General features: G+C 56.9%; 23 protein-coding genes. 9 read left to right on the top strand and 14 right to left on the bottom strand.

The genetic code is table 11. The annotated features are described in order from the left end of the window. The first annotated feature begins 121 nt into the window (after positions 1-121). Positions 122-439 (top strand): DUF1476 domain-containing protein, encoded by a 318-nt coding sequence (locus ACR0K5_RS06075; RefSeq protein ID WP_480628823.1) that lies wholly within the window; start codon positions 122-124, stop codon positions 437-439. A 120-nt stretch (positions 440-559) separates the two neighbouring features. Next, positions 560-1573 carry a betaine--homocysteine S-methyltransferase gene (bmt, locus tag ACR0K5_RS06070; RefSeq protein ID WP_480628822.1) on the top strand — a complete coding sequence of 338 codons (1014 nt, stop codon included), beginning with the start codon at positions 560-562 and terminating at the stop codon, positions 1571-1573. Positions 1574-1584: 11 nt separating this feature from the next. Here the strand turns inward: bmt and ACR0K5_RS06065 are convergent, their stop codons facing one another. The 10 genes from ACR0K5_RS06065 to ACR0K5_RS06020 form a co-directional block, all read right to left on the bottom strand. Beyond that, positions 1585-2361 carry an enoyl-CoA hydratase-related protein gene (locus tag ACR0K5_RS06065; protein ID WP_480628821.1) on the bottom strand — a complete coding sequence of 259 codons (777 nt, stop codon included), beginning with the start codon at positions 2359-2361 and terminating at the stop codon, positions 1585-1587. Positions 2362-2436: 75 nt separating this feature from the next. Continuing rightward, on the bottom strand, positions 2437-2892 hold the full coding sequence (locus ACR0K5_RS06060) for a cytochrome c-type biogenesis protein (protein WP_480628820.1): 456 nt from the start codon (positions 2890-2892) through the stop codon (positions 2437-2439). Beyond that, on the bottom strand, positions 2889-4853 hold the full coding sequence (locus tag ACR0K5_RS06055; RefSeq protein ID WP_480628819.1) for a heme lyase CcmF/NrfE family subunit: 1965 nt from the start codon (positions 4851-4853) through the stop codon (positions 2889-2891). The genes ACR0K5_RS06060 and ACR0K5_RS06055 overlap by 4 nt, the downstream gene beginning before the upstream one ends. 75 nt (positions 4854-4928) lie before the next feature. Further along, positions 4929-5507, bottom strand: a complete 579-nt coding sequence (locus ACR0K5_RS06050) for a holin family protein (protein ID WP_480628818.1) — start codon at positions 5505-5507, stop codon at positions 4929-4931. After that, positions 5498-6109: a holin-associated N-acetylmuramidase gene (locus ACR0K5_RS06045; protein ID WP_480628817.1), complete on the bottom strand. Its 612-nt coding sequence runs from the start codon at positions 6107-6109 to the stop codon at positions 5498-5500. The genes ACR0K5_RS06050 and ACR0K5_RS06045 overlap by 10 nt, the downstream gene beginning before the upstream one ends. A gap of 120 nt (positions 6110-6229) precedes the next feature. After that, positions 6230-6676, bottom strand: coding sequence for a cytochrome c maturation protein CcmE (gene ccmE / locus ACR0K5_RS06040; protein ID WP_480628816.1), 447 nt, complete (start codon positions 6674-6676; stop codon positions 6230-6232). A 7-nt stretch (positions 6677-6683) separates the two neighbouring features. After that, positions 6684-7712 (bottom strand): N-acetyl-gamma-glutamyl-phosphate reductase, encoded by a 1029-nt coding sequence (gene argC / locus ACR0K5_RS06035; RefSeq protein WP_480628815.1) that lies wholly within the window; start codon positions 7710-7712, stop codon positions 6684-6686. Between the two features lie 94 nt (positions 7713-7806). Further along, positions 7807-8616 carry a glutamate racemase gene (gene murI / locus ACR0K5_RS06030; protein WP_480628814.1) on the bottom strand — a complete coding sequence of 270 codons (810 nt, stop codon included), beginning with the start codon at positions 8614-8616 and terminating at the stop codon, positions 7807-7809. A gap of 8 nt (positions 8617-8624) precedes the next feature. Beyond that, positions 8625-9503: a lysophospholipid acyltransferase family protein gene (locus tag ACR0K5_RS06025; RefSeq protein WP_480628813.1), complete on the bottom strand. Its 879-nt coding sequence runs from the start codon at positions 9501-9503 to the stop codon at positions 8625-8627. Between the two features lie 78 nt (positions 9504-9581). After that, positions 9582-13001: an indolepyruvate ferredoxin oxidoreductase family protein gene (locus tag ACR0K5_RS06020; protein WP_480628812.1), complete on the bottom strand. Its 3420-nt coding sequence runs from the start codon at positions 12999-13001 to the stop codon at positions 9582-9584. A gap of 169 nt (positions 13002-13170) precedes the next feature. Between ACR0K5_RS06020 and ACR0K5_RS06015 the strand changes: the two genes are divergently transcribed. The 5 genes from ACR0K5_RS06015 (at position 13171) to grxD (ending at position 19855) form a co-directional block, all read left to right on the top strand. Further along, positions 13171-14079, top strand: coding sequence for a LysR family transcriptional regulator (locus ACR0K5_RS06015; RefSeq protein WP_480628811.1), 909 nt, complete (start codon positions 13171-13173; stop codon positions 14077-14079). Positions 14080-14351: 272 nt separating this feature from the next. Further along, positions 14352-16598: a mechanosensitive ion channel domain-containing protein gene (locus tag ACR0K5_RS06010; protein WP_480628810.1), complete on the top strand. Its 2247-nt coding sequence runs from the start codon at positions 14352-14354 to the stop codon at positions 16596-16598. Between the two features lie 180 nt (positions 16599-16778). Further along, positions 16779-18938: a phosphoribosylformylglycinamidine synthase subunit PurL gene (gene purL / locus ACR0K5_RS06005; protein WP_480628809.1), complete on the top strand. Its 2160-nt coding sequence runs from the start codon at positions 16779-16781 to the stop codon at positions 18936-18938. Between the two features lie 135 nt (positions 18939-19073). Then, a complete protein-coding gene (locus ACR0K5_RS06000; RefSeq protein WP_480628808.1) occupies positions 19074-19310 on the top strand; it encodes a BolA/IbaG family iron-sulfur metabolism protein in 237 nt (78 codons plus the stop codon). A 182-nt stretch (positions 19311-19492) separates the two neighbouring features. Continuing rightward, on the top strand, positions 19493-19855 hold the full coding sequence (grxD, locus tag ACR0K5_RS05995; protein ID WP_480574826.1) for a Grx4 family monothiol glutaredoxin: 363 nt from the start codon (positions 19493-19495) through the stop codon (positions 19853-19855). Positions 19856-19861: 6 nt separating this feature from the next. On the opposite strand, the gene ACR0K5_RS05990 is transcribed toward grxD, so the two are convergent. From ACR0K5_RS05990 to ACR0K5_RS05980, 3 genes are read right to left on the bottom strand one after another with little or no spacing between them, the layout of a single operon-like run. Continuing rightward, positions 19862-20209: an MliC family protein gene (locus tag ACR0K5_RS05990; RefSeq protein ID WP_480628807.1), complete on the bottom strand. Its 348-nt coding sequence runs from the start codon at positions 20207-20209 to the stop codon at positions 19862-19864. After that, positions 20206-20601: a cell division protein ZapA gene (locus ACR0K5_RS05985; protein ID WP_480628806.1), complete on the bottom strand. Its 396-nt coding sequence runs from the start codon at positions 20599-20601 to the stop codon at positions 20206-20208. Before ACR0K5_RS05985 ends, ACR0K5_RS05990 begins: the two co-directional genes overlap by 4 nt. Further along, a complete protein-coding gene (locus ACR0K5_RS05980) occupies positions 20601-21455 on the bottom strand; it encodes a hypothetical protein (protein WP_480628805.1) in 855 nt (284 codons plus the stop codon). Before ACR0K5_RS05980 ends, ACR0K5_RS05985 begins: the two co-directional genes overlap by 1 nt. A gap of 236 nt (positions 21456-21691) precedes the next feature. Here ACR0K5_RS05980 and tkt point away from each other — a divergent pair, with 236 nt between their 5' ends. After that, the gene (gene tkt, locus ACR0K5_RS05975; protein ID WP_480628804.1) at positions 21692-23716 is read left to right on the top strand and encodes a transketolase; all 2025 of its coding nucleotides are present in this window, start codon (positions 21692-21694) and stop codon (positions 23714-23716) included. Between the two features lie 57 nt (positions 23717-23773). On the opposite strand, the gene ACR0K5_RS05970 is transcribed toward tkt, so the two are convergent. Beyond that, the gene (locus ACR0K5_RS05970; RefSeq protein ID WP_480628803.1) at positions 23774-24733 is read right to left on the bottom strand and encodes a DUF808 domain-containing protein; all 960 of its coding nucleotides are present in this window, start codon (positions 24731-24733) and stop codon (positions 23774-23776) included. Between the two features lie 182 nt (positions 24734-24915). On the opposite strand from ACR0K5_RS05970, the gene gap reads away from it, so the two are divergent. Further along, the gene (gene gap / locus ACR0K5_RS05965) at positions 24916-25917 is read left to right on the top strand and encodes a type I glyceraldehyde-3-phosphate dehydrogenase (RefSeq protein WP_480628802.1); all 1002 of its coding nucleotides are present in this window, start codon (positions 24916-24918) and stop codon (positions 25915-25917) included. The last annotated feature ends 32 nt before the right edge of the window (positions 25918-25949 follow it).

Raw genomic sequence — 25949 nt, 5'->3', positions numbered from 1 at the left:
ACCCATTTCCCGCAAGTTCATGAACCCGAGAGGCTTTGACGCAGCGCAAATCCCTTGCGCATGGGACGTCGTATAGTCATATCATCAGGAAAGAAGATGTAACCCAAGAGGTCCTCACCCTATGACCACGTTCGACGAACGCGAAAACGCCTTTGAAGCCAAGTTTGCCCATGATGAAGAGATGCAGTTCAAGGCCCGGGCCCGCTGCAACAAGCTTTTGGGCCTGTGGGCTGCGGAAAAGCTGGGTAAATCCGGCGCTGATGCGGAAGACTATGCAAAGACGGTTGTAGTTTCCGATTTCGAAGAAGCCGGTCACGAAGACGTGGTGCGCAAGGTTTCCGGCGACCTCGGCAGCTTGTCTACGAATGATGAAATACGCGCTAAAATGGCCGAGCTTCTGCCGGAGGCCAAAGCGCAGGTCCTGAGCGAGACAGACTGAGCCTCTGGCACCTGACTCATGATCTTCATGAGTTTTATGAATTTGATTTGACGCCCTGGTCATGAGACACGGGGCGTCTATTTTTTAACGGCGTTTTGCGCCTTTTCCTGGAACAACCCTATGACAAACGTTCTGAGCAAGCTTCTGGAAACCAATGACGCACTTCTGGCCGATGGTGCGACAGGGACCAATCTGTTCAACATGGGCCTGCAGTCTGGTGACGCGCCCGAGCTTTGGAACGTGGATGCCCCGGACAAAATCAGGGCTTTGTATCAGGGTTCGGTCGATGCAGGCAGCGACCTGTTTCTGACCAACACATTCGGCGGCACATCGGCACGGCTGAAATTGCATGACGCGCATAACCGCGTGGGCGAGTTGAACCGCATCGGAGCAGAGCTGGGACGTGAAGTCGCTGACAAGGCCGGGCGCCCTGTCATTGTCGCGGGATCGGTCGGCCCGACCGGTGAAATCATGGAACCGGTCGGCAGCCTATCCCATGCCGACGCAGTGGAAATGTTCCACGAACAGGCCGAAGCGCTGAAAGAAGGTGGTGTGGATGTGCTGTGGGTCGAGACCATCAGCGCACCCGAAGAATTCCGTGCCGCCGCCGAAGCCTTTGCCCTGATCGACATGCCCTGGTGCGGCACGATGAGCTTTGACACTGCTGGTCGCACGATGATGGGTGTGACATCAGCCGACCTGGCCCAATTGGTCGAAACTTTGCCGAACCCTCCTATTGCCTTTGGTGCCAACTGCGGTACCGGAGCGTCGGACATTTTGCGCACGGTTCTGGGCTTTGCTGCGCAAGGTACCGAGCGTCCACTGATCTCGAAGGGCAACGCAGGCATTCCGAAATATGTGGATGGACACATCCACTATGACGGCACACCCGAATTGATGGGGCAGTATGCCGCCATGGCGCGGGATGCCGGTGCGACGATCATTGGAGGGTGCTGCGGAACCATGCCCGATCACCTGCGCAAGATGCGTGAGGCGCTGGATACCACGTCACGTGGCGAACGCCCGACTCTCGATCAGATCACAAGCGCATTGGGACCGTTTTCCTCGACCTCAGACGGGACGGGCGACGATGCGGCACCGGAACGCCGCACGCGCCGCCGCCGCCGCGCCTAATACCAAACTGATCAGCGCCCTTCGAATTTCGGAGGGCGTTTTCCCATGAAGGCAACCACGCCTTCAGCAAAGTCCCTTGATCGGCCACATTCGCCTTGCAGGTGCGCCTCGGTCGCGAGCTGCTGTTGCAGGGTGTTTTCATAGGTTCCGCGAATGGCCTGCTTGATCGCGCCATACGCGGCTGTGGGACCGTTCGCCAGATATTCTGCCCTTTTGCGCCAATGTCCGGCAAAGGCGTCATCCGGCACAGCTTCCCAGATCATACCCCATTCATCTGCTTGCCGTGCAGTGATTTTGTCTGAAAATAAGGCTGCGCCCATCGCTTTGGCCAGCCCCATCTGGCGCGGCATGAACCATGTCCCCCCGGCATCGGGTATCAAACCGATACGGGCAAAGGCCTGCAGGAAATAGGCGCTTTCCGATGCAATCACCACGTCGGCACACAGAGCGAGGTTCGCCCCTGCCCCCGCAGCTGGTCCGTTCACCGCTGCAATTGTGGGCACCGGGCAGCTGTGAATTGCTTCGAGCATCGGCTCATACTCATCGCGCAAAGACCGTTCCAGATCGATCTTTCCGGTCGACGATGCGTCACCCAGATCCTGACCGGAACAAAACGCCGGCCCCGCCCCCGTGATGACGACACAGCGGGACTTGGCTGCGGCGTCCCTCATTGCATGGGTGATCTCGGCCCGCATCTGAGTGGTCAGCGCGTTCATCTTGTCCGGCCTGTTCAGCGTCAGAACCGCCAGACCGTCTGCAATATCCAGAGCAACCGTTTCGTAATTCATGAAAACCCTCCCGTCGCGCCACGTGTTTTCGCACACTTACTGGCCCGGGCGGAACGGGAAAAGCAGAACCACGCGTCAGTCTTCAAGAATTTGTCGTAGACGTTCTTTTTCGTCCTCACTCAACGCCTTGGATTCAACCGAAGCATGAGCCTTTGCTCGGGTACGGAGAAAGTTCAAACCAACGGCAGCAGCGATCAACAGCATGATCGGTCCGGCAAGCCAGAGCATCAGGTTCGATCCGCTGGTGGTGGGTTTCAGAAGGACGTATTCGCCATACCGATCAACGATGAACGCGATAGCTTCTTCGTCGGTATCACCTGCAACCAGACGTTCCCGCAACAACAGACGCAGATCACGCGCCAGATCTGCGTTGCTCTCGTCGATGCTTTCGTTGCGGCACACGAGACAGCGCAATCCGGTACTGAGATCACGCGCTCGTTGCTCCAAAACCGGATCCTCCAGAACTTCGTCAGGCTGAACCGCCAACACGGGTGTGGCCAGCATCATCAGAATAAGGACTAGGCGTTTCATTCCGCAGGTACTCCACCAACTGGGGATTTTCTGGCACCTGCGGCCACGCGGAACCGCCTGTCACACAGGCTCAGAACTCCTCCCAGTGACATCAGGATACACCCGGCCCAGATCCAGTTCGCCAGCGGCTTGATATAGGTTCGCATGACCCAGCCACCATCCGCCTGTTGATCGCCGATTACGACATAAAGGTCTCCGAGGAACCGATAGTCAATCGCGGCTTCGGTCGTGGGCATCCGCGCAACCGGGTAATCCCGTTTTTCCGGATGCAATATGCCGATTGGGCGCCCATTCTTTTCAACCAGAACATCCGCCATTGTCGAGAAATAGTTCGGTCCCTCAACACGCCGGACATCTTGCAACGTCAGAGTGAACTGTCCGACTTCGAAAGGTTGGTTGCGTTGGGCAACACGGATATCTTCGTCCTCCCACGCGGTCAGACCAGCAACGGCAAAAATGGTAACGCCGAGCCCGGTATGAGCAACGGCCTTACCCCAATCCGCGCCCGGCAGGCGGAACAGGCGTTTCAGGCTGCCTTTGCGACCTGTACGGCTCCACAGGTCAACGATGGCGCCAAACGTAATCCATGCCCCAAGGAACAGGCCCACCGGCCCCAGCGCGCTGCGTCCGGTCTGCATCGCCCAAACCAGCAGAGAAATCGCCAACGCCAGACCAAATGCATAGCGCAGAGACCACGCTGTTTTACCAATCCGTCCACGTTTCCACGGCAGCATTGACCCGATTGGCAGAATCAATCCCAGCAGCACCATGAACGGAGAGAATGCTGAATTGAAAAACGGTGCTCCGACCGAGAGTTTCCGATCGAACATCATCTCGGCCACCATCGGCCACATGGTGCCGACAAAGACCACGAAACAGCTGACCGCCAGCAGGACATTATTTACGACCAGCGCGCTTTCACGGCTGACCATACCAAAGACCCCCTTGGCCTCCATCGCCTGCGCGCGTGCTGCAAACAAGGTGAGCGCACCGCCGATGAAAATCACCAGAATGAACAGGATGAACACCCCGCGTTCCGGGTCATTGGCAAAGGCGTGAACCGACGTTAGCAACCCCGAACGAACGATGAATGTCCCGATCAGTGAAAACCCGAAGGCAATGATCGCAAGCAGGATGGTCCAGCTTTTCAGCGCCTCTCGCTTCTCGACAACGATTGCCGAATGCAGCAGCGCCGCCGCCAAAAGCCAAGGCATGAACGAAGCGTTCTCGACCGGGTCCCAGAACCAGAAACCGCCCCAGCCTAGCTCGTAATAGGCCCACCAGGAACCCAGCGCGATGCCGATGGTTAAGAAAACCCAGGCCGCCAATGTCCATGGGCGCACCCACCGTCCCCAAGCTGCATCGATACGACCCTCGATCAACGCGGCGATGGCAAAACTGAACGCCATGCTCAGACCCACGTAACCGAGATACAGAAACGGCGGATGGAAGGCCAAACCGGGGTCCTGCAGCAGTGGGTTCAGATCCCGCCCGTCAAACGGCGCGATCGCCAGCCGGTCAAACGGGTTCGACGTAAACAGAATGAAAGCGAAAAACGCGACTGCAATAGCGGACTGAACCGCCAATACACGCGCCTTCAGAGACGGAGGCAACCCTCCCCCAAAAAACGCCGCCATGGCTCCAAACAGAGTGACAATCAGCACCCACAACAACATCGACCCTTCGTGGTTCCCCCACGTCCCGCTGATCTTGTAGATCATCGGCTTTGCCGAATGGCTGTTTTCGACCACGATCCGCAGCGAAAAGTCCGACACGATGAACGCCCAGATCAAGGCGCCAAAAGAAAATGCCGTCAACAGGAACTGGACGATGGCAGCAGGTTCGGCAAATGCCATCCAGCCGGTCCAGTGTTTTGAGGCGCCGATCAGAGGCACCACGCTTTGCACGATGGCGACGAAAAAGGCGAGGATAAGGGCGAAGTGGCCGAGCTCTGTAATCATGCCCCGGAATATACTCCGAGGCCGAACCGGGGGCCATTAACTTTCGCCTGATCCGGGGGCACATAGTGTCGCGGGTCAGCCCCGCCGAAGTCTGCGCCAATCGTTAAGTGCCGCGTTTGCATCGGGATGCGAGGCGTTCAGTATCAGGTTGGCATCGGGGCCTGGATCAGCGACCCCCGGGCTGTCGCTGCGCATCGCGCGTACCTTTTCAATATTGCTCATGACCGTCGGCAAGCGGTGCATAGATGCGCCTATATCCCGCTGAAAGTCCTGCATTTTACTCTGATGACGCGCACCGAAATAGAAAGACACAATCACGCCCAGCAACCACCAAAGGGGTTCCGGCACCAGAGCAATGCCCTGCATTCGTTCGGCGAACCACAGCGGATCCACCATTGCAGCAACGAACAATCCCAACGTTCCCAACGCCAATGCCGGTCGCGGCAGTCGGTTCACACCATCCATGAAACGGTCGAACAGGCCTTTTTGAGGACCCTGAAACTCTTTGCCAAACTGCATCATGGCCTGGCTTTGCAACTCTGTAGTTCGCTGAGCGCGCGACTCAGTATTTTCCCTAAAAACTTCAACCGTTTCGCGCACAGCGTTACGACCGTTCCCGAACAACAGCGCCAGAACCCCTGAGATCAACCCCATGCCGCAACCCTTTCTTTGAATTCACCTTCTGACAAATGGTAACGCGGCGACAGAAACTCTTCGGCCCGCTTGATCCAGCCGCCTTTGCCACCTGATCGGGTACGCGCGTATTTTCTGGATGCCGTACGCCTGTCGGCGAGGCGAAAATAGTAATTCCGTCGCGCCACGCCGTATGCATCGCGCAACGCGTTGGGATCGGGCTGTGCCGCATCTTCACACGCCTGCGTCGTTTGCGCGCCGATCACACCATCGACAACGACATCCAACCCCATATCACGCAAAAGCCGTTGCAGGATTTTGACTGCCTGAACGCCGGCATTCACGTACATGTCGAAGACCGAAGCATGCAGAACCTCTGGCAGCAGGGCGATGCGCGGTTTTTCAAAGTAGTGCTGAACAAAGATATCTACCGCATCGCGCCGAGTTAGCGCCCGGACGTCAGTCACATTGACCTGCCCATCCCCGGTCAAATCCATTCCAAGCCTGCGCATAGTGTGGATTGTAACACCGAACTTGGTCGCTTCGCCCGGATCGTCGGGGTCGTTAACGAACCCGCCTTCTCGATTCACAATCTCTTTTGCAATCTGCCGAACCGTTTGCATACCACCCCCATGTACGTTGAATGGAGGTGACGATCCTGAAAAAGGGTTAACAGGCCTGAAGGATAAAGGGCGCTGCCCGCAACCTGCACGCAACGCCTTCAAATAAAGAATTCTGCTAGATCAGCTGTCTTCAGCCTCTTGGTAAACGCCCTGTTCTTTCAACGCGTCCACGACTTCTTTCGGCATATAGGTTTCGTCATGTTTGGCAAGAATTTCAGTGGCTTCAAACACACCATTGACGTAACTTCCGGTGCCAACCATACCCTGGTTTTCCGTAAAAAGATCAGGCAGAACACCAGTGAATGAAACCTTAACGCTTTCTCCGCCATCGGTGACGACAAAATGCACGGTTTCACCTTGCCCACGAATGATCGAGCCCTCTTCGACCAACCCGCCAATCCTGAAAACTTCGGTTGGTTTTGGCGGTTCCGCAATGACCTGACTGGGCGAGCGGAAAAAGTTGATCCCGTCACGCATGGCATAGCCAATCAACGCCGTAGATGCCACCAAGGCAACAACGGCCACCAGAATGACTTGTACTCGACGACGTTTCTTGAGTGTTTTCATACCGTCCTCACGGGAAAAGCGGGGCCATCATCAGGCCCTGAGTTTCATCCTCACCTAACATCAGGTTGGCGTTCTGCAAGGCTTGGCCACTGCTACCTTTTGTCAGGTTATCCAGCGCCGCGACCACAATCGCGCGCCGTTCGATCCGATCTTCGACCACACCGATATGGCAATAATTCGATCCGCGTACATGGTGGGTCGAGGGGGTCTCGCCCATCGGCAGCATCTGGATGAAGGGCTCATCCGCGTACGCCTTTGCGAGGGTCTCGTAGACGCTCAGCGGGTCACCTTTCACATAGGTCGTGGCCAGAATGCCCCGATTGGCAGGGATAAGATGCGGCGTGAACTGCACATGAACCGTACGCCCGGCCAGCTTTGAAAACTCCTGATCGAATTCGCCCAGATGTCGATGTGTCCCGCCGACCGCATAGGCATTGGTGCCTTCGCTCAGTTCGGCGTGCAGCAGGTTCTCTTTCAAGGACCGCCCTGCCCCGGATACTGCGCATTTCAGGTCCAGCACGATATCGTCGAGATCAATAACCCCGGCAGAAATCAGCGGCCTCAGAACGTATTGCCCCGTCGCAGCATTGCATCCTGTGCCAGCCACCAAACGCGCGCCCCGGATTTCGTCGCGATAGAACTCGGTCAGACCATAAACAGCCTCTTGCTGCTGCTCGAGCGCGGTATGCGGATTGCCGTACCACTTTTCATACTCGTCAGGGTCAGTCAGCCGGAAATCGGCGGACAGGTCGATGATCTTCAAATCTTTGGGTAGCGCGCTGATCACTTCCTGACTGGTCTTGTGCGGAAGCGCGCAAAAACACAGATCGACCCGGGAAAAGTCGATCTCCGAGATTTTGCACAGATCCGGCAGGTCCATGTGGCGCAGATGCGGGAAAACCTGCGCCATGGTCATTCCCGCCTTACGTTCGGCAGCCAGCGCAACGATGTCCATATTCGGGTGCTCGGCGATCAGCCGCACCAGTTCCGCGCCAGTATAGCCCGAAGCGCCCAGAATTGCGATTTTATGGGTCATGTCAGACCTCTTTTTTACGTGTGTCACATGTCACGACCGCCGATGCGACGGCCTTGAAATAAGGGAAGCAGAGCGGCTGAGTCCTTGACCTAAGTCAGGCAGCCTCGAACGTGATTTGTCGTCGGAGGAACTGCGTCGCCCGATCGCTTACCACATTTGGTTTTCCTGTCGTCAGGAAACCTCCGAGGCCGTCACCCTGCATGTTAGGGTGACGCTGCAGGTAGTCCGCCAGACTTTCGGCAACAAGCGCTCCCTGACTATAGACCTGCACGTCAGAACCCAAAGCCGCCTGAAATGCTTCTGCCATCAGCGGGTAGTGCGTACAGCCCAGAATGGCTGCCTGCGGTTCCGGCATCTTGCGTTTGAGAGCATCCACATGACTGCGCACCAGCGCCTCGGCCAGGATCATGTCGCCCTCTTCTATGGCATCCACGACGCCACCACAGGCCTGCGCCTCGACATCCACACCGATGGCTCGGAAAGCCAGCTCACGCTGAAAGGCCCTGCTGGATACGGTCGCAGGGGTCGCAAACAGCGCAACGTGCTGCACCTCAACCTCACGTGGCGGCGAGTTATCGCCCCATTGCCGCTCAGTCAGCGCCTCGATCAAAGGGACGAAGACGCCGAGAACCCGCTTGCCTTCCGGCACGCCCTCTTCCTGCATCCGACGCAGGGCCGCCGCGCTGGCGGTGTTGCAGGCCAGAATCACCAGATTACAGCCGCGATCCCAAAGATCGTGCACGGCTTTGCGGGTCAGCTGGTAAATATCCTCGGCATCGCGCACACCATATGGCGCATGCGCACTGTCCGCGAAATACAGAAAATCAACGTCCGGCAGCCGGTGCTGCGCGGCGTTCAGAACGGTCAAACCGCCCAAACCGGAATCAAAGATACCTACTGCCATTTGCCCCTTCAGGCGCGATGCCGTTCCTCAAATTCATAGCCGTAGTCATAAGACTTCAGCGGTGTTGGAGACAGCTCATACGTGGCTTTGCGCAGGAAATCCATCATCTTGCGCGTATCCTTGCCCAAAGGGTCCAGAATGTCGCGCCCGATAGGCTCGCCAATCACCACTTTCACAGGCGTATCAACACGCTTTTTGAACTCTTTGATCAGCAATCCCATACGCAGGGTGTTGTGAAGATGGCTTGCAATCTGAAACAGGCGCGACGTGTGACCGTCGAAGAAAACCGGCACAACCGTGGCGTTGGATTTCGCCACCATCCGTGCGGTAAAGCCGCGCCAGCCCGGATCCATGGGATGGGCAAACGGCTTAACCCCTGTGCTGACCGTGCCACCGGGGAAAATGCCGATCGCTCCACTCTGTCCCAGATAGTTGAGCGCAGTCTTGCGAGTCTCAAGGTTCAGCTTCATCGCTTCTTTCGTTTCATCAAACGAAATGGGCAGAATGATGCGATTCAGATCTTCGGCCTTGCGGAACACCCGATGGGCCAAAATGCGGAAATCATCGCGCGTCTCGGACAGCATATGCCCCATCATCAAGCCATCCAGGATGCCATAAGGATGATTGGCAATCAGGATCAGAGGACCATCTTTCGGGATATTCGAAAGCGATCCCCCAACCACGTCCAGTGTCAGCCCATAACGTTCGACCATTACGGCCCAAAAGTCGCCCCCTTCGGCAACGTCTTTCTCATATCCGTCCGCGCGTTTGATCAGGCGCAAACGGCCCGTCGTATTCTCCATCAATTTGATAACCATCCTCCCGCCCTTGGTTTCGGCAGAATGGGCGTATGAGATGTCACGAACGGCATGACGGCGAGAAGGCATTTAGGTCTCCGTTTTACTGCCTGCAAAATAAGTGCAAGTAGCAATTTTGCCTAGCTATCGTGACACCCTTGTGACGAATTACTCCGCTGCAGCCCGCAATTCAGGCCCGCCGCTGCGGATGGATGCCAGCAATTCCTCGCGCCGTTTGGCAGCTTTGGCCTCATTTTCCCGCAAAACCGGGCCAAATCCGCGAATATCCAGCGGCAAACGGGCCAGGGCAGATATTGCGTCTCGCGTGTCCGGCGACATTAAGGGCAACACGTCGCGCATGTCCTTTTCGTACTGACGGATCAGAGCACGCTCCATCCTGCGTTCAGATGAGTATCCGAAGATATCCAGCGGCGTACCTCGCAGCGCCTTCAGCTTGGTCAGCAGTTTCAACGGGCCCATAACAGACTCGCTGAACGCGCGCTTTTTCGGCCTGCCGTCGCTGCCTGATCCACCGAAAATCGGAGGGGCGAGGTGGAAGGTCATCTTGAAGTCGCCATCAAACTCGGCTGCCGCCTTTTCCCGGCTGGTCAGCAAAAGGCGCGCCACCTCGTATTCATCCTTGTATGACAACAGTTTATGATAGCCTTTTGCCACCGCTTCGCGCACCTCCGCGTCCTCAACACTGTCCACCAGCTTGCGATACCGTTTGGCCAGCCGGGCGCTTTGGTATTCGGTCAGGTGCCGGGCACGGAATTCTATGATCTGGTCCAGCGTTTTGGGCATTTCAGCCACGGTTGGCGAAAGGATGGATTGAACTTCGTCCGGATGCAGAACCGCCCAGCGACCGATATCGAATGCGCGTTTGTTTCGTTCGACGGCAGTACCGTTCAGCTCGATGGCCTCAAAGATCGCCTGATGGCTGACCGGCAACAACCCACGCTGCCAGGTTGCACCAAAGATCATCATGTTGGAATAGATCGAATCTCCCATCACGGCGCGTGCCAGATCAGTTGCGTCAAACAGTGAGACGCGTTCTTTCAGCCGCGCCTGCAGGGCCAGTTCCAACTGATCGGCAGGAATGCGGAATTCGGTATTGCGCGTGAAGTCACCGGTCACCGTTTCATGGCTGTTTACAACCGCACCGGTACGATCAATACGCGTCAGTCCCATCGTCTTCGCTCCGGCCGAGACCACCAGATCCCCGCCGATCAGCGCATGGGCTTCGCCTGTGGCGACACGGATAGCGCTGATATCGTCGGGGCTGTTGGCCAGACGACAATGGATGTGTACCGCACCGCCCTTCTGCGCCAGGCCCGCCATTTCCATCATGCCCGCACCTTTTCCGTCGATCTGCGCCGCTTGAGCAAGGATGGCGCCCAACGTGACAACGCCCGTGCCCCCGACACCTGTGATCACGACGTTATGGGTTCCACGGATCTCAGGCAGCTCCGGCATCGGAAGATCCGGCAGATCAATCTCGGTCGTTGCCTCTTTACGGATCTTTGCACCCTCAAGTGTGACGAAGGACGGGCAGAACCCATTCAGGCACGAGAAGTCCTTGTTACAGCTAGACTGATCAATGGCTCGTTTGCGGCCCAACTCGGTTTGTTTCGGAACGATCGATACGCAGTTGGACTGCACCCCGCAATCGCCGCAGCCTTCACAGACATCGGTATTGATGAACACGCGCTTGTCCGGATCTGGGAATGTACCCCGCTTACGGCGGCGACGCTTTTCGGCCGCGCAGGTCTGAACATAAACGATGACCGAGGCGCCCTCGATCTCGCGGAATTTCTCCTGCACCTGCATGAGGTCCGCGCGCTCATATGCCTGAACGCTCGCGGGAAGTGCTGTGAAATTCACGTCTTCCTTTTCGTCAAAAACCACGGCGACCTCTCGGACCCCCATGGCCTTGACCTCGGCAACGATCCGTTCAGCGGTCAAGTCGCCTTCATTGCCCTGCCCGCCGGTCATGGCGACCGCGTCGTTGAACAGGATCTTGAAGGTGATATTCGTTCCTGCGGACAACGCCGCCCGGATCGCCTGAACGCCCGAATGGTTATAGGTGCCGTCGCCAAGGTTCTGGAACACGTGCTTTGTGGTGGAAAACGGCGCTTCACCGATCCAGTTTGCGCCTTCCCCGCCCATTTGAGTGAAACCGGTGGTCTCGCGATCCATCCACTGAACCATGTAGTGACAACCGATACCGGCATAGGCGCGGCTACCTTCGGGCACCTTGGTTGAGCTGTTATGCGGGCAACCAGAACAAAAATACGGAAGCCGCGTCGCAATTTCCTGTGCGTTGTCGGCCCTGCGCGCTTCGGACAAAGACGCCAGCCCGGCCCGAATACCATCGGTTTCGCGCCCTTCTTCAATCAGGATATCGCCCAGCTTTTCGGCGATCATGATCGGATCCAGCGCCCCTCGCGTCGGAAAAAGTTCTTCCCGGTGCAACGTCCCGGCCCCGCCTTTGTACCAGCCATAGACGCGGCGTCCGCGACGGTCGTCAAAGATGGCTTCCTTTACCTGAACCTCGATCAGCTTGCGCTTTTCTTCGACGATCACGATCAGATCCAGCCCCTTGGCCCAGTCTTGGAACCCTGTCATATCCAATGGGAAGGTCTGCCCCACTTTATATGTGGTAATCCCAAGACGTTCAGCTTCTGCCTCGTCGATGTTCAGAAGCGACAAAGCATGTGTCAGGTCCAGCCAGTTCTTGCCCGCCGCGACAAAACCGATCCTGGCGCCGGGTTTGCCCCACATCCGCTTATCGAGTTTATTGGCATGAGAAAATGTCTCGGCCGCGAACCTCTTGTAGTCAATGACACGTGATTCCTGCAGATGTGGTGTATCGGCCAATCGAATGTTCAAGCCGCCTTCCGGCATATCAAATTCAGGCACAACAACCTGCATCCGGTCCGGGCTGCCATCCACGACCGAGGTGACCTCGATCGTGTCTTTCATCGTCTTCAGGCCGACCCAGACACCTGCAAAACGACTGAGTGCAAAGCCATAGATGCCGTAATCGAGGATTTCCTGAATACCAGCGGGGCTGACAATCGGCATATACATGTCGACCAGCGACCATTCGGACTGATGCAGAACGGTCGAACTTTCTCCGGTATGGTCATCACCCATCGCCATGAGCACGCCGCCATGCTGCGCTGTACCCGCCATGTTTGCGTGCCGCATGACGTCACCGGATCGATCAACGCCCGGACCTTTGCCATACCATAGCCCGAATACCCCGTCGAACTTGCCGTCGCCGCGCAGACCCGCCTGCTGGCTGCCCCAAAGTGCGGTGGCTGCCAGATCTTCGTTCAACCCAAACTGAAACGTGACATCGTTTTCGGCCAGCGGCTTTTGGGCTCTCATCATCTGCTGGTCAACTGCACCCAGGGGTGAACCTCGGTATCCCGTAACCAGTCCTGCGGTGTTAAGATCTGCTTGCCGGTCCCTGGCCTTTTGCATCAGCATCAAACGCACAAGCGCCTGGGTTCCGTTCAGAAGAACGGGGTTTTTCTCAAGATCGAACCGGTCGTTCAGCGTTATCTGTGGCTGGCTCATCAGACGTCTCCCCTCGTCAGATCAGTGTGCTTTATTCAGATGTATTTTAGGTCATAATTACTGACCTGTATATAATTTATCCACTGATATGTAAGGATTTCGTCCTTTGAATGTAGAAGTTGTTACCTATTTCATATAGGGCTTCTGAAAGAGAACGAAAGTTGCAGCGATGGATTGGGACAAGCTTAGAATATTTCACGCGGTGGCCGATGCGGGCAGCCTCACGCATGCCGGGGACAAGCTCAACTTGTCTCAATCCGCCGTGAGTCGTCAGATCCGCGCGCTGGAAGAGTCTCTGGATGCCACCCTTTTCCACCGTCATGCTCGTGGGCTGATTCTCACTGAACAAGGTGAATTGCTGTTCGACGCCACATCCGCCATGTCGAAACGGCTTGACGCCGCAGCTGCGCGCATTCGGGACAGCGAAGAAGAGGTCTTTGGCGTCCTGAGGGTCACGACAACCTTCGGGTTCGGCACACTCTGGCTGGCTCCGCGTCTCCCCAAGCTGTACGAACAATATCCTGATCTGAACATCGACCTGATGCTGGAAGAACGCGTTCTGGACCTGCCAATGCGCGAGGCGGACGTCGCCATCCGCATGAAAGAGCCAAGCCAGGCCGATCTGGTGCGCAAACGCCTGATGACGGTTCAGATGATGCTGTATGCGACCCAGGACTATATCGAGACCCATGGCGGCATGTTGGAATCGCTGGACGAGATCAAGGACCATCGTCTGATCTGCCAGACCCCTGCGGCACCGCAGGTCGGGGCAAGTGCATCCATGGTGCGCCACTTGATGACCTATAATCCCGGGTCCTTGCTGACCGTGAACAACTATTTTGGCGTGCTTCAGGGCGTTTTGCACAATCTGGGCATCGGTGTCCTGCCCGACTATGTCACGCAAGATTTTCCGCACCTTGTGCCAATCCTGTCAGATATAGAAACCGCCGATGTACCCGTCTATTTAGCCTATCCCGAAGAATTACGGCATTCAAAGCGCGTCGGCGCGTTCCGTGACTTCGTGCAGGATGAGATCATTGCTCAACGTAAGCAGCTGAAACAGATGGGAAAACTATAGCTATGCGCAGATGGCATATCGGGCATGAACAGAATACAGGGTGAATTTTCTTGAACGTTCACGAACTGACCCCTAAATGAGCACTCGAAGGCGGTGATGCTGAAACGCTCATCATCTTCATACCTCCCTGTTGGACTACGGCCGAGCTTATAGCTCGGCCTTTTTTTTGCCCGTTATATTGCATTAAGTCAGCGAAAGCTCTGGGAAAAATACACGTATAAGCATATGATCCCCCAAAAAACCGAAACAATTTCGTGTTCGAGGGAAAATCCATGTTCCATCCACTCCGCCTCGTGTTGGCGATCGTCTCCGCATTATTTCTGGCGGTGCCGTTACATGCGCAAGATACCGGCACAGCTTCTACTGTGACCATTCCGGAAGACCTGACACCCGAACAGGTCGACGATCTGGTTGCACGTATGTCCGATGACCAGGTGCGCGCGATTCTGTTAGACCGCCTTGATGCAGTGGCAGAGAAACAAGCTGCCGAGAAAGCGGACGTAGAAGACCCGCTGACCGAAATAAGCGAAATCTGGGCCGAGATGGTCTCCTCCTGGACACATGTTCTGACTACGCTTCCAAACATTGTCACGGCGCAGATTACCGCGTTCAGCAATTTTGGTGACACGTTTGGCACAACTGGTGTCTTCACGCTGTTCGGGCTAATCCTCTCAGTTCTTGTCGTCGGTTTCATAGCTGAAAAACTGTTCATTTTCCTGACCCGTCGTTGGCATGAAACGGCTGAAGTCGCGGACAAGGCCGATCTATGGGGCGCTGTAAGCTATTTGTTTCGCCGGTTTTGCCGCGAAATCGCGGGGCTGATCGTTTTCTATGTCGTCATAAGGGCGATTGGTCGTGGCTTGCTGACACCTGAACAAATCACCTATGCCGCTCCGTTTGTTTTCTACCTCATCTGGGTGCCGCGTCTGGGCGCTGCGGCGTCACGCTTTGTGCTGGCACCGTCAAAACCGCAGTTCCGGCTGGTCAACATTGACGACCACTGGGCGAAATACCTGCATCGCAACCTGATCGGTCTGCTGATCCTGATCGGGTTCACGCTGTTCGTCGTCCGGTTCAACGCTCTCAATGGTGTCACGGGTGACGATACCCGCATTGGCTTCTGGCTGAACGCAGCAATCCACATCTACATCGCAGTTATCGCCTGGACCGCACGCGAAGGGCTGTCTCAGATGATGCTGGGTACAGACCCGGATCATACGAAATTCGATAAGGAGGTCGCGCACTATTACCCCTATTTTGCCATCGGCGTTTCGGTGGCAATCTGGCTGCTGGTTGAGTTTCTGGTTGCACAGCGCGATCCATCAACATTGAGGTTGCTAACCAGCGGTGCGCATTTCACTACCATGTTCTGGTTGCTGATCGCTCCCGCGCTGGACACGCTGATCCGTGGGTTGGTGCGCCACCTGCAGCCGCCGATGTCCGGCGAAGGGCCTCTGGCCGAACGCGCCTATCGTTCTGCCAAACGCAGCTATATCCGGATTGGCCGGGTGATCGCAGGCTTGTTCGTAGTCTTCATGATCGCTCGAACCTGGCACCTTGATCTGCGCCACGTTGCCTCGGCCGGGGTCAGCGCCGAAGTCGGCGGCGCTGTCATTGAGTTCCTTCTGATCGTCGCCGTCGGCTATATTCTGAACGAGGTCGTCTCGTTGTGGATCAACCGCCGATTGGCCAAGGAACAAACTGCAGCCGAGGCCCTGGACGAAGAAGCGGGCGGTGAAGGTGGCGGTGTCGGCGGCTCTCGTTTGGCGACCGTTCTGCCGCTGATGCGGATCACGGCTCAGATCACAATCGGCGTGATTTTCGGTCTGCTGGCACTGGGTGCTTTGGGTATCAATATCACGCCTCTGCTGGCCGGTGCCGGTGTTCTGGGTCTGGCTATCGGCTTTGGTGCACAAAAGCTGGTGGCGGACATCGTGGGCGGGGTGTTCTTCCTGATCGACGATGCCTTCCGCGTTGGCGAATATGTCGATGTCGGCGGCACGATGGGAACCGTCGAGAAAATCTCGGTTCGCTCGATGCAACTCCGCCATCACCGGGGTCCCGTACACACGATCCCCTACGGTGAGATTCAGAAGCTGACGAACTTCAGCCGCGACTGGGTGATCATGAAGCTGAAATTCACCGTGCCTTTCGACACCGACCCCAACAAGGTCAAGAAGATCTTCAAGAAGATCGGTGCCGAGATGATGGCGGACGAGGTGCACAAGGATGGTTTCCTGCAGCCTTTCAAATCGCAGGGTGTGTTCGACTTTGACGATGTCGGCATGATCATCCGCGGTAAGTTCATGGCCAAACCCGGCAAGCAGTTCACCCTACGCAAGGAAATCTTCAACCGGGTCAAGGCAGCCTTCAAGGAAAACGGAATCGACTTTGCCCGCCGCGAGGTGCGCGTTGCGATCCCGGGGCTGGACGAGACCGAGAACCTGAGCCCAGAACAGAAGGCCGCTGCTGGTGCCGCGGCCGCGGCCCAGCTCAACAAAGACCAGGGATCGGCATAACCTTCACGGTTTAGGTCTGCGATTTGCACCAATACTGCGGTGCGTTCATTCGGAACCGGCCGTGATGCCGGTTCCGTTTTTCTTTGAAAGACGCAGCCTGCGCCGTCTTGACCCTTTCCACACGCGCGCGCTTGCCCTAAAAGGCGCGCAATCTCGGCCCATTTGGACACAGGACAGAAGATGCAAGAGCCCGCCATCACACCCGATCTGATTGCTGCACATGGGCTCAAGCCCGAGGAATACGACATGATCCTCGAGATCATTGGGCGTGAACCGACCTTTACCGAGCTTGGAATTTTCTCGGCCATGTGGAACGAGCACTGTTCCTACAAATCGTCGAAGAAGTGGCTGCGCACCCTGCCCACCTCTGGGCCTCAGGTGATTTGCGGCCCGGGTGAGAACGCAGGCGTGGTCGATATCGGCGATGGTCAGGCCGTGGTCTTCAAAATGGAAAGCCACAACCACCCGTCTTACATTGAGCCCTATCAAGGCGCGGCAACCGGCGTAGGCGGCATCCTTCGCGATGTTTTCACCATGGGCGCACGCCCAATCGCGTCCATGAACGCGCTGTCTTTCGGTGAACCCGGCCATCACAAAACCCGCCAACTGGTGAACGGTGTGGTCGAAGGCATCGGCGGTTACGGCAATTGTTTTGGCGTGCCGTGCGTTGGCGGCGAAGTCCGCTTCCACCCCGCATACAACGGCAACTGTCTTGTGAACGCTTTTGCTGCAGGCTTGGCTGACAGCGACAAGATTTTCTATTCGGCGGCGTCGGGCGTCGGCATGCCTGTGGTCTATCTGGGCGCAAAAACCGGTCGTGACGGCGTGGGCGGTGCTACCATGGCATCCGCTGAATTCGACGACACTATCGAAGAAAAACGCCCCACCGTACAGGTTGGTGATCCCTTCACCGAAAAACGCCTGATGGAAGCCACACTTGAGCTGATGCAGACCGGTGCCGTGATCTCGATCCAGGATATGGGTGCGGCAGGCCTGACCTGCTCCGCCGTTGAAATGGGCGACAAGGGTGGTCTGGGCGTGCGCCTCGATCTGGAAAATGTCCCCCAGCGCGAAGAAAACATGACAGCCTATGAAATGATGCTGTCGGAATCTCAGGAACGCATGCTGATGGTGTTGAAGCCCGAGCTTGAAGCCGAAGCTCGGGCCGTCTTCGAAAAATGGGATCTGGATTTCGCAATCGTAGGTGAAACAATTGCCGAAGACCGTTTCCTGATCATGCATAACGGCGAAGTCAAAGCCGATCTGGTTCTGTCCAAACTCTCGTCGACCGCGCCGGAATACGACCGCCCATGGGAGCCTACGCCAGAGGCAGAAGAACTGACCGAAGTGCCTCAGATCGACCCGATTGACGGGCTGCGCGCCCTGCTCGCGTCACCCAACTACGCGGGCAAGCAGTGGGTCTATGAACAGTACGACACCATGGTGATGGCGGACTCATCGCGCACCCCCGGCTTGGGCGCGGGTATGGTTCGAGTGCATGGCACCGACAAGGTGCTGGCGTTCACATCCGACGTGACACCTCGCTATGTACGCGCCAACCCTGTTGAAGGCGGCAAGCAGGCGGTGGCCGAAGCCTATCGCAACCTGACCGCTGTTGGGGCCAAACCGCTGGCCACCACCGATAATCTCAACTTCGGAAACCCCGAAAAGCCCGAAATCATGGGCCAGTTCGTCGGCGCAATTCAGGGCATTGGTGCTGCGGTCGGCGCGCTGGATATGCCGATCGTGTCGGGTAACGTCTCGCTTTACAATGAGACCGACGGACAGGCGATCCTGCCAACCCCCACCATCGGCGCAGTTGGCCTGTTGCAGCATTCGGATGAGGTCATTGGTAACGAAGTCCGCGAAGGTCATGTTGCATTGGTGATCGGCGAAACCAAGGGTCATCTGGGTCAATCCGCCCTGTTGGCCGAGGTTTTCAATCGCGAAGACGGCGATGCACCTCATGTCGATCTGGATGCCGAAAAGCGCAACGGGGATTTCATCCGCACCAACCGCGAGATGATCAAGGCCTGCACCGACCTCAGTGATGGCGGCATTGCACTGGCAGCATTTGAGTTGGCCGAAACCGCTGGCGTTGGCGTGTGTCTGGACGATGCCCCGACCGAATTCCTGTTTGGCGAAGACCAGGCACGCTATCTGGTTGCGTGCAACTTCGATCAGGCCGAAGCTTTGATGATCGCAGCCGGTCAGGCAGGCGTTCCGCTGACTTCGGTTGGCCGCTTTACCGGAGAAAGCGTCAAGATCGGTAACTCGGAAGCCCCGCTTGACGAATTGGCCGCGGTTTACCGCAACAGCTTTGCTGAGGCCGTTGCCTGACAAATCAGCGCTGAGTGCACTGGGAACCCGCGCCCCGACCGGGCGCAGGTTTCAGAATTCGAGCCTTTTCGAGCGCCCTTGCACGCCCGGTTCATGCGCTCTACATCTTGGGAAAGACTTTCTGGAGTTACCTACATGCCGATGAGCACCCACGAAATAGAACACCTGCTGCGCGAAGCCTTTCCTGACGCCGAGATTCAGGTTGGTGGAAACGACGGTGTTCATATGTCCGCCATGGTGGTGGACGAAAGCTTTCGCGGCAAAAACCGGGTTCAGCAACAGCGCGCTGTTTACGCGGCTCTGAAAGGCAAGATGGACGGCCCTGACGGAGAATTGCACGCGCTGGCGCTCACCACCAAAGCCCCGGAATGATCAAGTTTATCTGGGAAGTGCTAAAGTCAATGGGTGGCTGGAATCCCCCGAACCCCAATGAAAAACCTCTGTTGGGAATGGAAGCGACTGACCTGGATCTCGTTAATAAAACGAACAACGATAACGCCTGGCGGCAAGGAATAAATGATAGCCACAGGCGTGATATGTAAAGGAAACGCAAAATGACCGATGTGAAAACCCAGATCGACGAAACCGTCAAAGCCAATGACGTGGTGCTATACATGAAAGGCACCAAAGAAATGCCGCAATGCGGGTTTTCCTCGCGCGTGGCGGGCGTGCTGAACTATATGGGCGTCGAATACACCGACGTGAACGTTCTGGCTGATGAAGATGTGCGTCAGGGGATCAAGGACTATTCCGACTGGCCGACAGTGCCACAGCTGTATGTCAAAGGCGAGTTCGTTGGTGGCTGTGACATCATCACCGAAATGACTTTGTCCGGTGAACTGGACACGCTGTTTGACGAAAACGAAGTTGGCTACAACAAGGAAGCAGCCGACAAAATTCGCGAAGCAAACGCGTAAACCGGCCTATCGGCTGGAACAATCCTGATAAATCACCTGCTCATTGGCGGCGCCTGCCGCCAAAAAGCTAATCGATGCGTTCCAGCCTTTTGAGCGCAGTATGTAGGTTCCTCCATCTCCGATGGACTCATAGCGGATGCCCGACCCGCTTTGAACCTGGCGCATTGCAACCAGAGAATTGTCCACCATCGTCGCAGCGGCACCTGAACCGTCGGGTGCGTTGAAATAGGTCACCGGCAATGGCACCCCGTTCTCACAGGTGAATGTGACGGATAGAATGTCGATTTCGGCCAATACAGCCGTCGCCGGGAAAACAAGCAAAGCGCCGCAGAAAAGATTGCGCAGGTACGTCATTGTGCCTTTTTCTCCTCGACGACCGAAGCCAACGCTTCTGCACGTGCCGCCAGTTCTGCCAGCGTATCTGTAACGGATGGCGGGACGACCGCGACTTCAATACGTTCGGGTTCCGGCGCGGGAGCATTGCGCAGCGATTGAAGTTCGGCCTCGGTCTCGGTCAACTTTGCCTCCAGCGACTTCACCTTGTCTTCCGTTGCCGCAGTCTTGTCGGCCAGCAGCAACCCCGCCATCAGCAACATGCGGGCTTCCGGCATCCGCCCGATCTGATCGGACAGAACCTGCGCTTCATCATCCAGCATTTTGGCAGCAGCGTGCAGAAAGGTCTCTTCCCCGTCCCGGCAGGATACGTCAAAACCGCGCCCGCCAATATGAATGGTTACTTCGGGCATTACTCTACCTCACCTTCTACAAGTTTCGCCTGCGACAACAGAGGCTCCAACCGTGCCAGAACGGCCTGCGCTTCGGCCGCATCCGAAGCCTGCGCGGCACGTGTCGCTTCCAGCTCGGCAACGGTGGCCCGGTTCAGCAACTCGGCATCCGTCAACCCTTCTGTGGCCGCAGAGCGCAGTTCCTCGACCGAGTTTCGCAATTGCTCGTTCGCCTTGCGCATACGTTGCAGATCGTCATCAAGCCGGGACATCGCGGCCCCATGGCTGGCCCTTTCGGCCCTCAACATCTCGAGCTCTGCGCTCAGATCATTGACCCGTTCCGTATCTTCAAGCTCAGCCTTGAGGCGGCTGTTTTCCGCCTCTATTTCTTTCGCCTGAGCAAGCAATACTTGCATTTGCTCCAACTCCGCTTTCAGCGGGGCCGGATCTTCGCGACCTGCGAGATCCGCGCGCATTACTTCGTTTTCGGCTTTCAATGCGTCCAATTCGGAACTGTTGTCCAAGGCTGCCTTGGCTTCGGCCAACTCGGCGCGGGCGGCTTCAACCGAGGCGATCCTGGCTCTGGCTTCTTCCAACTCAACACGCAACGCATCTGCCTCACCCGTGTCCGAAGGCGCGATCCGCAATTGCTCCAAATCGGCACGCAGCCCATCGACTTGCTGTTCATGCTGCTCCTTCAGGGATTTCAGGCGTTCCTGAAGCTGCGCATTGGCAACTCTTTCGTCTTCAAGTTCGGCCTGAAGCCCTTCATCCATCCCGGTATTCCGGGACGCACCACCCAGTCCTTCGACGCCTGCACCGATACGGTCCATCGCGGCAAGAATGCGGTGCTGTAATTCCTCTATCTGGCTCATGCCTCTGTCACCTCTTTATCAAGGTTCGTTCTGTTGCGAAGTGATCCGAATCAAAACCGAATCCCGCCTGCTGACAGTCTAACGGAATGCGGCGGAAAATACCCACTGTTTGGTTTCAACAACTTGGGCCACGCTCTTCACCTATCCCTAACGGTTAAAGCCCGGTTCCGCTTGCACTTTGGGTGCTGAGTGGTATTGAGCCCGCAATCTGCTTTTTATCCAAAGGAACAACGCCCGTGGACCTGACTGCGCTGCGCAATGCCAACCCCGAACATTGGGACAAAGCTGCGGCCATCCGCACCCTGACCCTTGACGCCGTCGCCGCCGCAAATTCCGGCCATTCCGGCATGCCCATGGGCATGGCCGATGTTGCGACCGTTCTGTTCGAAAAGCATCTGAAATTCGACGCGTCTGCACCATACTGGGCTGACCGCGATCGGTTCATCCTGTCGGCTGGCCACGGTTCGATGCTAGTGTATTCGCTGCTCTATCTCACCGGTCACGCGGATGTAACGCTGGAAGAGATCAAGAACTTCCGCCAATTGGGCGCCAAGACCGCAGGTCACCCTGAAAACTTTCTGATCGACGGTGTGGAAACCACCACCGGCCCGCTAGGTCAGGGTATTTCGAACGCTGTGGGTTTCGCCATGGCCGAGGAAATCCAGCGCGCTCATTACGGCAAGAAGGTCGTAGATCACTACACTTACGTGATCGCGGGCGACGGCTGCCTGATGGAAGGCGTCAGCCAGGAAGCGATCACGTTGGCCGGCCGTCATGAGTTGGGCAAGCTTATCGTTTTCTGGGACAACAACAACATTACCATCGACGGCACCGTCGATATCGCTGATCGCACCGATCAGGTCCGCCGTTTCGCGGCCTCGGGCTGGCATGTGATTGAAATCGACGGCCACGACCCGAAGGCTATCGATGCGGCCATCGTTCAGGCGAAAAAATCGAAAAAGCCGACCATGATCGCATGTGAAAGCCACATTGCTCTGGGTCACGCAGCGCAGGATACCTCGAAAGGTCACGGTGCTCTGACAGATCAGGATCAGCTGAAAGCCGCGAAAGAGGCCTATGACTGGCCACATGACGCGTTCAACGTTCCAGCCAACGTCAAATCCGCATGGGAAGCCATTGGTGCACGTGGCGCAGCCGAACGCGCCGCTTGGGAAGAGCGTTTCGCGCAGCTGTCCGAGCGCAAGCAGGCCGAGTTCAACCGCGCCTATGCATTTGAGGCACCCAAGCGTCTGGCCGGTGCCATTCGCGCGTTCAAGAAACAAATGTCCGAAGACCAGCCGAAACTGGCCACCCGCGCCTCTTCGGAAAAAGTTCTGAACGTCGTAAACCCGATCATGACCGAGACGGTTGGCGGTTCGGCCGACCTGACCGGATCAAACAACACCAAATCGGCCGATATGGGCGTGTTCCTGCCGGAAAACCGTAAGGGCCGCTATATTCACTATGGTATCCGCGAGCACGGCATGGCCGCCGCGATGAACGGTATGGCTTTGCATGGCGGCATCCGTCCCTATGGCGGTACGTTCATGGCGTTCACCGATTATGCCCGCCCGTCGATGCGTCTGGCGGCACTGATGAAGATTCCAACGGTCTTCGTGATGACCCATGACTCGATCGGTCTGGGCGAAGATGGCCCGACCCACCAGCCGGTCGAGCATCTTGCGATCTCGCGTGCGACGCCCAACACCTATGTATTCCGCCCCGCCGACACGATTGAAACCGCCGAGGCTTGGGAACTGGCACTGACCTTCAAGGATAGCCCCTCGGTCCTGTCGCTGACCCGCCAGGGCGTCCCGACCGTACGCAAGGATCACAAAACCAAGAACCTGACCTCTCAGGGTGCCTATGTTCTGGCCGAGGCCGAAGGTAAACGTCAGGCGATCCTGATTGCAACTGGTTCAGAAGTTTCGCTGGCTATGGAAGCCAAAGCGATGCTCGAAGCCGAAGGTATCGGCACTCGCGTCGTCTCGATGCCCTGTATGGAACTGTTTGCGCAGCAGGACGAAGCATACCGCAAGCGCGTCCTGCCCGCAGGCCCCGTTCGTGTGGGTATCGAGGCAGCTGTCCGTGCCGGAGGCTGGGATCGCTGGCTTTTGGGTGAGCGTGGTCGTGAGGCCAAGGCTGGCTTCATCGGCATGTCGAGCTTTGGAGCTTCGGCCCCTGCGGGCGAGCTGTACCAGCATTTCGGTATTACCGCCGAGGCCACCGTTGCCAAGGTCAAGGAACTGCTGGGGCTGTGAGCCTAAATAAAAACAATCAAGCAAAGGGCGGCATCAGCCGCCCTTTGCTTTTTCATATCAGTGCGCTTTGGAATTACTGAACAAAGGTATAATCACCTTGGTGGCCAGTGGGATCAAAACCAGCCCCCAGGCCAGACCAAGAACACCATCCATCGCCGCCTTGGCCAACCATTTCACCGCAGCGGCCCAGTCTTCAGGTGCTGAATATGCAATCGCCTTTGCCCAGTCGTAGATCAGATGCTGCAACCAGCCAAAGCCAAGCACTTCAAGCCCGTGGATGACGATTGAACCGCCAACCCACAGCATCGCCGCAGTTCCAACAATGGACAGTGTTTTCATCACCCCGGGCATTGCCTTGACCAACCCTCGGCCCAGACCGCGACCGATAGGTGTCGGCGCGTTATTCGCCAGAAACAGCCCCACATCATCCATCTTCACGATCAACGCAACGGACCCATAAACGGCGACCGTCACCCCTATTCCCACGACGGCCAGCGTCGCGGCCTGCATCCACAGGTTCGGGGCTTCGATCGCCGCCAATGCAATAGTCATTATCTCGGCAGACAGAATGAAATCGGTCTTGATCGCGCCCTTGACCTTTTGCTCCTCCAGATGGCCCGGATCGCGGTTTTTCATATCGTCCTCAATGACATGGCTGCCATGAGGAAACAGAACATGAAAAATCTTCTCGGCACCTTCAAAACATAAATAAGACCCACCCAGCATCAAAAGGGGGGTGATCAGCCACGGGGCAAAATTGGCCAGCAACAAAGCTACGGGCAACAAGAGTATGATTTTGTTGAAAACCGAACCGCGCGCAATGCGCCAGATGATCGGCAATTCGCGCGCCGGGGCAAAGCCCTGCACATATTTAGGGGTCACCGCTGCGTCATCAATAATCACACCAGCGGTCTTGGCCCCCGCTTTGCCTGCCGCGGCAACCACATCGTCCACTGATGCTGCCGCAACTTTGGCAATTCCTGCTACATCGTCCAACAGGGCCAAAAGACCACTCATTGCGTTTCCTTTCACTTCTGCTGCCGCAACCCGGACCCTACCTGATCCGTCGGCTAGCGCAAGCGTTAGCGCAACCGGCGCAGGTTTGCGCTAACACCTTAAAAATATGCCGTTTTTGCCCTTTTGAGATTCCCTTTTCGCCGCTATATGGCCCTCAAAGCAAGCGCATCTGGAGACGTCATATGACCATCAAGGTCGGTATCAATGGTTTTGGCCGTATTGGCCGCTGCACCCTGTCGCACATCGCCGCTTCTGGGCGCAACGACATCGAAGTGATCAAAGTCAACGCCACTGGCCCCTTGGAAACCTCGGCGCACCTGCTGAAATATGACAGCGTTCACGGGCGGTTTCCGCGCGACGTCACCATTGACGGCAACACCATGGATCTGGGTCGCGGCCCGATGCAGATGTTCTCGACCTACGACATGAACGAGTTGGACTGGGAAGGCTGTGACGTTGTTCTCGAATGCACCGGCAAGTTCAACGATGGCCTGAAGGCCAAAACGCATATGGAACGTGGCGCAGGCAAGGTTCTGCTGTCGGCTCCGGGCAAGAACGTGGACAAGACGATTGTTTTCGGCGTCAATCACAACACGCTGGCCGCCAATGACAACATGGTATCAAACGGATCGTGCACCACCAACTGCCTGGCCCCGCTGGCCAAAGTTCTGGACGAAGGTGTCGGCATCGAACACGGCATCATGACCACCATCCACGCCTATACCGGCGACCAGCCAACGCTGGACCGTCGCCATAGCGATCTGTACCGCGCCCGCGCTGCTGCAATGTCGATGATCCCGACCTCGACCGGGGCTGCCAAGGCTCTGGGTGAAGTTCTGCCGAACCTGAAAGGCCGCTTGGACGGTTCCGCCATCCGCGTCCCTACCCCAAATGTCTCGGCCGTCGATCTGACCTTCCGCGCCTCGCGCGACACTACGACGGCCGAAATCAACGCGATCGTCGAAGAAGCCGCCAAAGGCCCGATGCAGCGCGTTCTGGGATATGAACCTGCTCCGCTAGTGTCGACCGATTTCAACCATACCGAGGAAAGCTCGATCTTCGCGCCGGATCAGACCCGTGTCGTCGACGACCGCATGGTTCGCGTTCTGGCCTGGTATGACAATGAATGGGGCTTCTCGGTCCGCATGGCAGATGTGGCTGTCGCGATGGGCCGTCTTAACTGACCCTTCGGACTTCGCTTGTACCTTGATGCCCG

Source organism: Ruegeria sp. AB9 (genome assembly GCF_056542585.1).
The sequence above is the reverse complement of the archived record's forward strand: the minus strand, read 5'-3'. Positions and strand labels throughout refer to the sequence as shown.